At 72.4% G+C, this 8,605-nt stretch carries 12 protein-coding genes; 7 read left to right on the top strand and 5 right to left on the bottom strand.

The window, feature by feature from the left end:
* Positions 1-141: 141 nt before the first annotated feature.
* The 3 genes from DKT69_RS30700 (at position 142) to DKT69_RS30685 (ending at position 3,448) form a co-directional block, all read left to right on the top strand.
* Positions 142-1,056 (top strand): MurR/RpiR family transcriptional regulator, encoded by a 915-nt coding sequence (locus DKT69_RS30700; protein ID WP_109804932.1) that lies wholly within the window; start codon positions 142-144, stop codon positions 1,054-1,056.
* Entirely contained in the window at positions 1,053-2,000 is a 948-nt protein-coding gene (gene murQ, locus DKT69_RS30695) for an N-acetylmuramic acid 6-phosphate etherase (RefSeq protein WP_109804931.1), read from the top strand. The genes DKT69_RS30700 and murQ overlap by 4 nt, the downstream gene beginning before the upstream one ends.
* A 458-nt stretch (positions 2,001-2,458) precedes the next feature.
* Positions 2,459-3,448, top strand: a complete 990-nt coding sequence (locus DKT69_RS30685; protein ID WP_201749944.1) for a sigma-70 family RNA polymerase sigma factor — start codon at positions 2,459-2,461, stop codon at positions 3,446-3,448.
* Positions 3,449-3,534: 86 nt separating this feature from the next.
* Here DKT69_RS30685 and DKT69_RS30680 read toward each other — a convergent pair whose 3' ends face one another.
* The gene (locus DKT69_RS30680) at positions 3,535-4,503 is read right to left on the bottom strand and encodes a C40 family peptidase (RefSeq protein WP_109804928.1); all 969 of its coding nucleotides are present in this window, start codon (positions 4,501-4,503) and stop codon (positions 3,535-3,537) included.
* Between the two features lie 503 nt (positions 4,504-5,006).
* On the opposite strand from DKT69_RS30680, the gene DKT69_RS30675 reads away from it, so the two are divergent.
* Positions 5,007-5,534 carry a DUF6232 family protein gene (locus DKT69_RS30675; protein ID WP_109804927.1) on the top strand — a complete coding sequence of 176 codons (528 nt, stop codon included), beginning with the start codon at positions 5,007-5,009 and terminating at the stop codon, positions 5,532-5,534.
* 55 nt (positions 5,535-5,589) lie between these two features.
* Here DKT69_RS30675 and DKT69_RS30670 read toward each other — a convergent pair whose 3' ends face one another.
* Together DKT69_RS30670 and DKT69_RS30665 are read right to left on the bottom strand one after the other, a co-directional pair.
* Complete coding sequence (locus tag DKT69_RS30670) at positions 5,590-5,916, bottom strand: DUF3817 domain-containing protein (protein WP_109804926.1); 327 nt, start codon at positions 5,914-5,916, stop codon at positions 5,590-5,592.
* Between the two features lie 25 nt (positions 5,917-5,941).
* On the bottom strand, positions 5,942-6,352 hold the full coding sequence (locus DKT69_RS30665; RefSeq protein WP_201749943.1) for a hypothetical protein: 411 nt from the start codon (positions 6,350-6,352) through the stop codon (positions 5,942-5,944).
* A 121-nt stretch (positions 6,353-6,473) separates the two neighbouring features.
* Here DKT69_RS30665 and DKT69_RS30660 point away from each other — a divergent pair, with 121 nt between their 5' ends.
* The 3 genes from DKT69_RS30660 to DKT69_RS30650 are packed head-to-tail and all read left to right on the top strand — an operon-like array spanning position 6,474 to position 7,686.
* A complete protein-coding gene (locus DKT69_RS30660; RefSeq protein WP_109804924.1) occupies positions 6,474-6,788 on the top strand; it encodes a DUF6158 family protein in 315 nt (104 codons plus the stop codon).
* On the top strand, positions 6,788-7,117 hold the full coding sequence (locus DKT69_RS30655; protein WP_109804923.1) for a hypothetical protein: 330 nt from the start codon (positions 6,788-6,790) through the stop codon (positions 7,115-7,117). Before DKT69_RS30660 ends, DKT69_RS30655 begins: the two co-directional genes overlap by 1 nt.
* A 29-nt stretch (positions 7,118-7,146) precedes the next feature.
* Positions 7,147-7,686 carry a DUF1360 domain-containing protein gene (locus DKT69_RS30650; RefSeq protein WP_109804922.1) on the top strand — a complete coding sequence of 180 codons (540 nt, stop codon included), beginning with the start codon at positions 7,147-7,149 and terminating at the stop codon, positions 7,684-7,686.
* 51 nt (positions 7,687-7,737) lie between these two features.
* Here DKT69_RS30650 and DKT69_RS30645 read toward each other — a convergent pair whose 3' ends face one another.
* Both DKT69_RS30645 and DKT69_RS30640 read right to left on the bottom strand, forming a co-directional pair.
* Entirely contained in the window at positions 7,738-7,947 is a 210-nt protein-coding gene (locus tag DKT69_RS30645; RefSeq protein WP_109804933.1) for a hypothetical protein, read from the bottom strand.
* A 101-nt stretch (positions 7,948-8,048) separates the two neighbouring features.
* Positions 8,049-8,282, bottom strand: a complete 234-nt coding sequence (locus DKT69_RS30640) for a hypothetical protein (RefSeq protein ID WP_255544558.1) — start codon at positions 8,280-8,282, stop codon at positions 8,049-8,051.
* Positions 8,283-8,605: the final 323 nt, after the last annotated feature.

Genomic DNA, 8,605 nt, shown 5'->3' with positions numbered 1-8,605 from the left:
GTGGAGTCGGCCGGTCCGGAGGAGGCGGCGGGGCTGGGGGAATGGCACCCTTGCCGCGGGGCCGCCACGACGAGCGCGGTACTTTTCCGGATACGCGTGGTGATGGTTGACGCTCACGCCTCATGAAAGTAAGTTTCATCCGTGGCGAAGAGTCCGAAGATTTCTGCGAGTCACGAGCCAGGTGGACTGATCGTCCACATCAGTGGCCTGCTCCCGTCGCTGTCCCCGGCCGAACAGCGGGTCGCCCGGCTGGTCGTCGCCGACCCGGCGGACGCCGCCCGGCGCACCATCACCGACCTCGCCACCGCCGCCGAGACCTCCGAGGCGACCGTCATCCGGTTCTGCCGGTCGGTAGGCATGGACGGCTACCCGCAGCTGCGGATCCGGCTCGCCGCCGAGGCGGCCCGCCGGATCGAGCCGCCGGACGCCCGGGTGGTCGGCGGCGACATCCCGCCCGGCGCCGACCTCGCGCAGATCATCGCGACCATCGCGTTCAACGACGCACGGGCCGTCGAGGAAACCGCCGAACAGCTCGACCCGGCCATCTGCGAGCAGGTCGTCGAGGCGATCGGCGGAGCCGGCCGGATCGACGTGTACGGCGCCGGCGCCAGCGGCTTCGTCGCCTCCGACTTCCAGCAGAAGCTGCACCGCATCGGCCGGACCGCCTTCTACTTCCCCGACGTGCACACCGCCCTCACCTCGGCGGCCCTGCTCGGCCGGGGCGACGTCGCGGTCGGCATCTCGCACACCGGCACCACCTCCGATGTGATCGAGGTGCTGGAGCAGGCGCGGGCGCGGGGCGCCACCACGGTGGCCCTGACCAACTTCCCCCGGTCACCGATCACCGAGGTGGCCGACTTCGTGCTCACCACCGCGGCCCGGGAGACCACCTACCGCTCCGGCGCCATGGCCAGTCGACTGGCCCAGCTCACCGTGGTCGACTGCCTCTTCGTCGGGGTGGCGGCGCGCAACCGGGCCCGAGCGAAGAAGGCCCTGGAGGCGACCGCGGAGGCGGTCAAGTCGCACCGGGTGGGCGCGACGCGGAGGCGCGGATGACCGCCGGCCGGGTGGAGCGCGACGAGTTGTCCGCGGTCCGGCCGGTGGTGCGCGTCGGCGCACCGACCGAGCGGCGCAACCCGCACAGCGTCGACCTCGACCTGATGTCGACCCGGGACGTGCTCACCGTCATCAACGACGCGGACCGCCGGGTCCCGGCCGCGGTGGCCGCCGTCCTCGACAAGATCGCGGAGACCGTCGACCTGGCGGTCGCGGCGCTGCGCGGCGGGTACCGGGTGCACTACTTCGGCGCCGGCACCTCCGGGCGGCTGGGCGTCCTGGACGCGGCCGAGCTGGCCCCCACCTTCAACTCGCCGCAGCACTGGTTCTGCTCCCACCTGGCCGGCGGCCCGGACGCGATGTGGCGTGCCGTCGAGGACGCCGAGGACGACGACCGGGCCGGCGCCGCCGAGGCCGCCGAGTGCGTACGCCCCGGCGACCTGGTGGTCGGACTTGCCGCCAGCGGGCGCACCCCGTACGTCCTCGGGGCGCTCGCCGCGTCCCGGGCGCAGGGGGCCGGGACCGTGCTGCTCTGCGCCAATCCGGAGGCCGAGGCCGCCTCGTCGGTGGACGTCTTCATCGGCGTGGACACCGGACCGGAGGTCGTCACCGGGTCGACCCGGATGAAGGCGGGCACCGCGCAGAAGTTGGTGCTCAACACGTTCTCCACCGCCGTGATGGTGCGACTCGGCCGGGTCTACTCCAACCTGATGATCGACATGGTGGCCACCAACGCCAAACTCCGCGGCCGGATGATCTCGATCCTGATGGAGGCCACCGGCTGCGCCGAGGAGGTCTGCCGGCGGGCGCTGCACGAGGCCGACGGCGACCTGAAGACCGCCCTCGTCTCCCTCGTCTCCGGCGCCGAGGTCTCCGCCGCCCGGGCCGCCCTGGCCCGCTCCGCCGACCAGGTCCGCGGCGCGCTGGCCCTGCTCGCCTCCTGACCCGGCCCGCGCCCCGCCCCCGGCCCACCCGGCCCGCTCCCGGTGCGACGCGCGTCACGCCGCGTTCCGGGACGTCTTTCGCGCTGCGGATTGTTCATCGAGGGGTGGGGTAATCCTCACCCGTGATTGAACCGACCGGTCCACCGACGCGTGTCCGGCAGTGACCAGGATCGCATCAAGGCGGTGACGCGGGTCGCTGTGTTCATGGAATTCGCAATGGTGCGATTTCGTGGATGCACGACGATTCCGCTGATCCGTCGCTTCGTTCCCGGAGCGGCGACCGAGCCGATCGACCGGGTCCTGACAGCAAACATGGACCGGGCTCTCAGCTACTACTCAGGCATTCGTGACACTTTCGACTCACGACATGGAATCCCCGACACGTCTCATCTGTTGTGTAGGTGGTCAGCGCCGGTGGGCACAGCGGAAGTTACGGGGGAGGGCTGATGGACGTGGGGATGGCAAGGAACCGGGCAACCGGCGCGAGCGAGGGGACCGTGGGCACCGTGGACAAGAACATCGGCATGCGAACCGACGAGGTTGCCGAGGAGCGCGACCTGGTCGGCGTCTACCTGCACGAGATCTCCCGTACGCCGCTGCTGGACGCCGCCAAGGAGGTCGACCTCTCGAAGGCGATCGAGGCCGGCCTCTACGCCGAGCACCTGCTCGGGGAGGACCGCGTACCGGACGGTGTCGACCGGGAGGACCTGGAGCGGCTGGTCGTCGACGGTGAGCGGGCGAAGGACCTCTTCATCCGCGCGAACCTGCGACTGGTCGTGTCGATCGCCCGACGCTACGTGCGGTCCGGGATGCCCATGCTGGATCTGATCCAGGAGGGCAACACCGGTCTGGTCCGGGCGGTCGAGAAGTTCGACTACGAGCGCGGCTACAAGTTCTCCACCTACGCCACCTGGTGGATCCGCCAGGCGATCAGCCGGGCGATCGCCCAGCAGGAGCGCACCGTGCGGCTGCCCGTGCACCTGGTGGAGGACGTCAACCGGATGCGCAACGTGGCCCGGCAGCTCACCCGCGAGCTGGGCAGCGACCCGGAGCCGGAGCAGATCGCGGCCGCCCTCGGCGTCACCGTCGAGCGGGTCAACGAGCTGCGCCGCTGGTCGCAGGACACCGTCTCGCTGGACACCCCGGTCGGCGACGACGGCGACACCAACCTCGGCGACCTGGTCGCCGACAGTGACGCCCCGTCGCCGGAGGACATCGTCCTCAGCGGCCTGGAGCGGCAGCGGATCGAGGGGCTGCTCAACCACCTCGACGACCGGTCGGCCGGCATCATGCGGGCCCGGTACGGCCTCGAGGACGGTCGCGAGCACTCGCTGACCGAGGTGGCGTCGCGCTTCTCGCTCTCCCGGGAGCGGATCCGCCAGCTGGAGATCCAGGCCCTCGGCCGGCTCCGTGAGCTGGCTCGGGCCGAGGGGCTGCAGGCGGCCTGACCTGGTAGTAATGGACAACACGAACGGCCGGCGTCCGATAGGGGGATGCCGGCCGTTCGCCGTCTCGTAAGTCGGTGCGCGTCGGGTCAGCGCACCCGACCGTATCCCTGGATGGGCATCATGTTCATGTCCCGCTTGAGGACGTTGCGGCCCGCGCTCGGCGCGTCGATCACCTGGCCGCCGCCGACGTAGAGGGAGACGTGGCCCAATCCCTCGTAGAAGATCAGGTCGCCGGGTTGCAGTGAGCTGCGGCTGATGCGCGAGGTGGCGTCCCACTGCATCGCCGCGTTGTGCGGCAGCGACTTCCCGGCCGCCCGCCACGAGGCCAGCGTCAGCCCGGAGCAGTCGTACCCGTCGGGGCCGTCGGCCCCCCAGACGTACGGCTTGCCGATCGCCCCGTACGCGTATCGCACCGCCACCCCGGCCGAGCCGGAGATCGCCGGCGCGCTCCCCGCAGAGGTCGATCTGGTAGGCGCCTCGGTGGCCCGCCCGTACGCCTGCCGGCGCAGCTCGTAGAGGCGGTCCAGGTCGGCCTCGATCTTCTTCTTGCCCGCGGCGAGCTGCTTCGCCTGGGCGGCCTCCCGGGCCAGCGTGGCGTCCAGTCGGGTCTTCTCGTCGATCAGCTTGCGTTGGTTGGCGGTGAAGCCGGCGATGGTCGCCTGGTGCTGCCGGGTCAACTGGTCCAGCGTGCCCAGCCGGTCCGGCAGCGAGCTGACCGAGCCCCGGTCCAGCAGGGCCTGGGCCGTCCGCAGCCCACCGGTCTTGTACGCGGTGACGGCGATCTCGCCGACGTCGGCGCGGCTCCGCTCGGCCCGCGCCTGCAACGGGCCGATCCTGGCCTGCAGGCCGGCCGCGGTGGCCTTGTTGGCCTTGATCTCCTCGTTGAGCTTGTTGTAGGACTCGACGATTCGCTCCAGCTCAGTCGAGGACTTCTCGATCTGCTTCGTCAGCTCGGCGGGGGTGGGCTCGGCCCGAGCCACCGACGCCGGGGCGATGAGCGCGGCCGAGAGGCCGGCGACCGCCAACGAGCGCAGCAGGATCCGTAAGGACGACAAGAGCGGAAGGCTCCTCTCCCACGGTCGCCGGGCCGGCGTTGCGTCCGGACGACACCGGCCCGGGGCCATCCGGGTGGATGGCGGTCGACCGGTCCGGCCCGGACAACCTAACCCGGGACGGGAGTCACCCGCAGTTGAAGCAGGGGCGAATGTTGGCAAAGTGTCAGGAAGTACTGCTGGGTCGGGTTACGCTTCGTGACCGCTTCGCCCGCCAGCCGTCGCCATCCCGTACCGGTCCGCGTGCTCCGGGCGGTTCGGGTGATTCGTCGTTCTGGGCGGATGTCGTCAGGGGCCGCTCCGCAAAATCCTGACAAAGACCGAAATGGATCCTGTTTGTCGGCATGCGCCGCCCGCCGTGGCGCCCCGAGGACGCGGAAAACAGCAGGTCCGGGTGGCGCGGCCGCAACACAATGAAGCGCGGAGCCGGGAATCCCGTCGGACGGCATCGGCACAGCTCACCGGCGGCGAAAGACAGCCCGGCGCGCCAGCCCTGGGAGGACGCCGTGCAGACCGATGGCTCCGCCACCCACCCGCCCCGCTCGCCCAAGCCGACGGGCGTCACCCCGACCCTGCTCTACGCGCGACCCGGCATCGTCGTCACCGGCGAGCGCTTCACCGTCGGCCGGAACAGCTGGCCGATCGCCGAACTGACCCAGCTCCGGACCAGTCGCGGCCCGCACGACCGGCTCGCCGTCCGCGCCGTCGTCGTCACCGCGGCCATGATCGGCGGCGTCGGGGTGCTGCTCGGCTTCACCGGCGGGCTGCAGCGGCTCACCGCCGGGGCGTACCTGACGTTGGGGACCGTCGGCCTGCTGCCGCTGGCGCTGGTGCTGCTCGGCGACCGCTGGCGGCCGCCCGCGTACGAGCTGTGGGGCCGACACCGCGGCACCGAGGTGCTGCTGTTCAGCAGCGACGACGAGCGGCAGTTCGGCCAGGTGACCCGGGCGCTGCAACGGGCCCGCGAGGGCGCCCGCCACGGCGGGTGGAGCGATCCGCTCGCCGCCGCCGACCCGTGGCGGCCGAACCGCTGACCGCCACGCCCGAACCGCTGACCGCCGGGCCGGCCGCCGACCCCCGGCCCGGTGGTCAGCCGGCGACCGGCTCCGGCGTCCGGGGCCGCTCGGCGGTCAGCCAGCGGCTGACCCGGCGCTCCGCGTAGAACGAGACGAACGGCACCGTGCCGGCGAGCATCACCAGCAGCATTCGCTTCAGCGGCCAGTCGGCCCGGCGGGACAGGTCGAACGTGGCGGCCAGATAGAGCATGTACAGCCAGCCGTGCGCGGTGCCGACCACCGCCACCACGGTCGGGTTGTCGAAGCCGTACTTCAGCGGCATGCCGATCAGGACCAGCACCGCCAGCGCCACGCCCACGATCCAGGCGATCACGCGGTACCGGGTAAGGGCTCCGCCCACCGTCGTCCGTCCTTCCACGCCGGCCTCAGCCGGGATAGTCACCGGGCCGCGCGCCCGGGTTGGCGTTCAACCATGACAGGTAGTGGTTGTACTCGGCGAGGTCGTCGTCGGCCCCCTCGGCGGGCACCGGCACCCGGCTCACCCGCACCGGCCGGCGTACCCCCGGGGTGGCCGCGGCCGGGTCGGAGCCGGCGGTCGCCGGCGGCGCGGTCGGCCGGTCGGCGTCGGTGCCCCGCAGCGTGTGCCGCACCTCACGCCACCAGAGGAAGACCACGAAGCCGGCGAAGACCGGCCACTCGATCGCGTACCCGAAGCTGAGCGTGTTGCCCGAGGCGGCCCGGGTGACCTGCCACCAGCCCAGGCCGAGAAAGCCCACGGCCAGCACGACCATGGCCACGTGGCGGGCGATCCACGCCGGTGTCCAGAGCCGCTTCATGCCCCCGAGCGTACCGGGGCCACCCGCCCTCTCCGACGCGGTGTCGTAGTCGGTGGGGTTTGGTGGCATCCCGGCTGGGCATCCGTCTAGACGCCAGCCCGAACGAGACGAGGGGGCGACGATGACCGAATCAGTACGCCGGACCGGTGACGCCAGCCCGGAGCAGCGGCTGCCGGAGTGGGACGGCGACCACGTCAGGAACGCGGCGACCGCCGACGTCGACGGCGAGTTGCTCGGGGTGGACCCCTCCGAGCTGGGCGATGAGGACCTGATCCGGGAGATGCAGAGCCTGCACCGCACCCGGCTGGACACCCTGCGGCACGCGGCCGACTCCGCCCTCGCCCACCACCTGCGCCGCACGGCGGAGCTGGAGACCGAGTACCTCGCCCGGCACCCGGGCCGCGAGGTCGACCCGAGCCGGCTGCGGGACGTCTGATGGGGGCGCACGTCGAACGGGGCATGTCCGCGCCGCCCGAGGTGGTCTTCAACACGGCCATCGACCCGGACCGTGCCGCCGCCTGGCTGCCCGAGCCGCTGCGGCAGGACGGCGACCGGCGGCCGGAGGTGATCAGCATCGAGCAGATGCGGGCCCGGTGGTGCAGCGACTCCGCGCCCGGCTGGTCGGCCGAGATCCAGGTGGAGGCGGCCGACGCCGGCGGCGCCCGGGTCCGGCTGGACCTGGCCGGCGGGGACACCGACGGGCTGGCCGACGAGACCCTGACCAACCTCGCCCGCGAGGTGGCCGACAACCTGACCGCCGGCTGAGCTGGGCGATGACGAACCGAGGAGACCGGGTGACCACCAGCGGTCTGAAGCAGAAGGTGAGGCGGCTGCGCCAGGCGTACGCGCCGCACGAGCACCGGCCGCTGGGCGGGTACCTGGTGGCGATGGGCACCTACGGGGCCGTCACCGCGGCCCTGGCCGGCGTCGTCCGGGCGACCGGGCGGCCGGTGCCGGAGCGACCCGCCCCCGCCGACGTGGTGCTGCTCTCGATCGCCACCCACAAGCTCAGCCGGCTGCTCGCCAAGGACGCGGTCACCAGCCCGGTGCGGGCCCCGTTCACCCGCTACGACCACCCGATCGGCAGCGGCGAGGTGATGGAGCAGGTCCGCGACCAGGGCAGCCCCACCCGGCACGCCATCGGCGAGCTGCTGAGCTGCCCGTTCTGCCTGGCGGTGTGGGTGGCCACCGCGCTCACCGGCGGACTCGTGCTGGCCCCCCGGCTTACCCGGCTGGTGGCCACCGCGCTGACCGCCGTGGCCGCCTCCGACTTCCTCCAGATGGGGTACGCGGTCGCCCAGCAGGCGGCCGAGGGCGGTCACGACGAGAAGTGACGTACGACGAAAGGGGCCGGCGTCGGTGCCGGCCCCTTTCGCTCGTCCCGATCAGGTGGGGGTGGTCCCGTGGTCCTCGCCGGCCCAGCCGCGTGCCGCCTCCGGCTCCCGCTCGTCCTCGTCCGCGCCGGTGATGATCTCGTCATCCACCGCGGTGTCCTGGTGCTCGCCCGAGAAGTCGGGATCCGTGTCCGGATCCGGTCCCTTCGGCGGCTGGCCGAGCGCCTCGATGTGCTCGTGCCCCGCGTCGCGGTCGGTCATCGCACTGTCCTCTCCGTCGTCCGGGTCCTCGGCGCGGTTCCGGCGGCGTCCGGGCCGCAGCACACTGTCCGGCGCCGTACCGGTCCGTCGCCGGCCGGTCCTCACGCCACGGTGCCGCCGAGCAGGTCGGCCGCCTCGTCGACCGAGTACTCGCCCTGTGGAAGAGCGGCGATCCGGGAGAGCAGCTCCGCCGGGAGTTCCGCGGCGACCGCCCGGCGGTAGATGACCGCCTGAGTGATCCGCTCCTGACCGTGGTAGATGTCGTCGAGCAGTTCGTCGACCTGCCGGGTGTCCGGCTGGTCCGTCACGGGTGCGTCATCGGTCACGCCGATCAGCTACCCGGGCCCGAATCGGTCAAACGTCCCCGGTCGTGGCGCCGGGGGCGGGGTGACGGCGGACACGGCCCGGCCCGGAACACCGGGGCTGGTCGGGTCGTTGTGCAGAGCGTCGGTGTGCCCAGTGTCCCCGGGCCTCACCTAAATTGCCTTCGCGGAATACCGTTCGGCTGGAGCCGCGTCGTGCCACTCGCCGAGAGGCGACCTGCACACCGACACCCAGCGCCGCCCCGGCCCCGCGGCCGGGGCGGCGCTGTCGTACCCCACCCCGTTGCGTTGATCATGAAGTTGTTGCCGCGCCCCGCCGTGCCGGCCGGCAACAC

The organism is Micromonospora sicca (assembly GCF_003172935.1).
Taxonomy (GTDB): Bacteria; Actinomycetota; Actinomycetes; order Mycobacteriales; family Micromonosporaceae; genus Micromonospora; species Micromonospora sicca.
This window is presented reverse-complemented; position numbering and strand designations above follow the sequence as displayed.

What these genes read in the sequence shown, in the direction of transcription:
- murQ (WP_109804931.1), top strand. Translation starts at nt 1,053, where the DNA reads ATGACCGCCGGCCGGGTGGAGCGCGACGAGTTGTCCGCGGTCCGGCCG.
- DKT69_RS30685 (WP_201749944.1), top strand. Translation starts at nt 2,459, where the DNA reads ATGGCAAGGAACCGGGCAACCGGCGCGAGCGAGGGGACCGTGGGCACC.
- DKT69_RS30665 (WP_201749943.1), bottom strand. Translation starts at nt 6,352, where the DNA reads ATGAAGCGGCTCTGGACACCGGCGTGGATCGCCCGCCACGTGGCCATG.
- DKT69_RS30660 (WP_109804924.1), top strand. Translation starts at nt 6,474, where the DNA reads ATGACCGAATCAGTACGCCGGACCGGTGACGCCAGCCCGGAGCAGCGG.
- DKT69_RS30655 (WP_109804923.1), top strand. Translation starts at nt 6,788, where the DNA reads ATGGGGGCGCACGTCGAACGGGGCATGTCCGCGCCGCCCGAGGTGGTC.
- DKT69_RS30645 (WP_109804933.1), bottom strand. Translation starts at nt 7,947, where the DNA reads ATGACCGACCGCGACGCGGGGCACGAGCACATCGAGGCGCTCGGCCAG.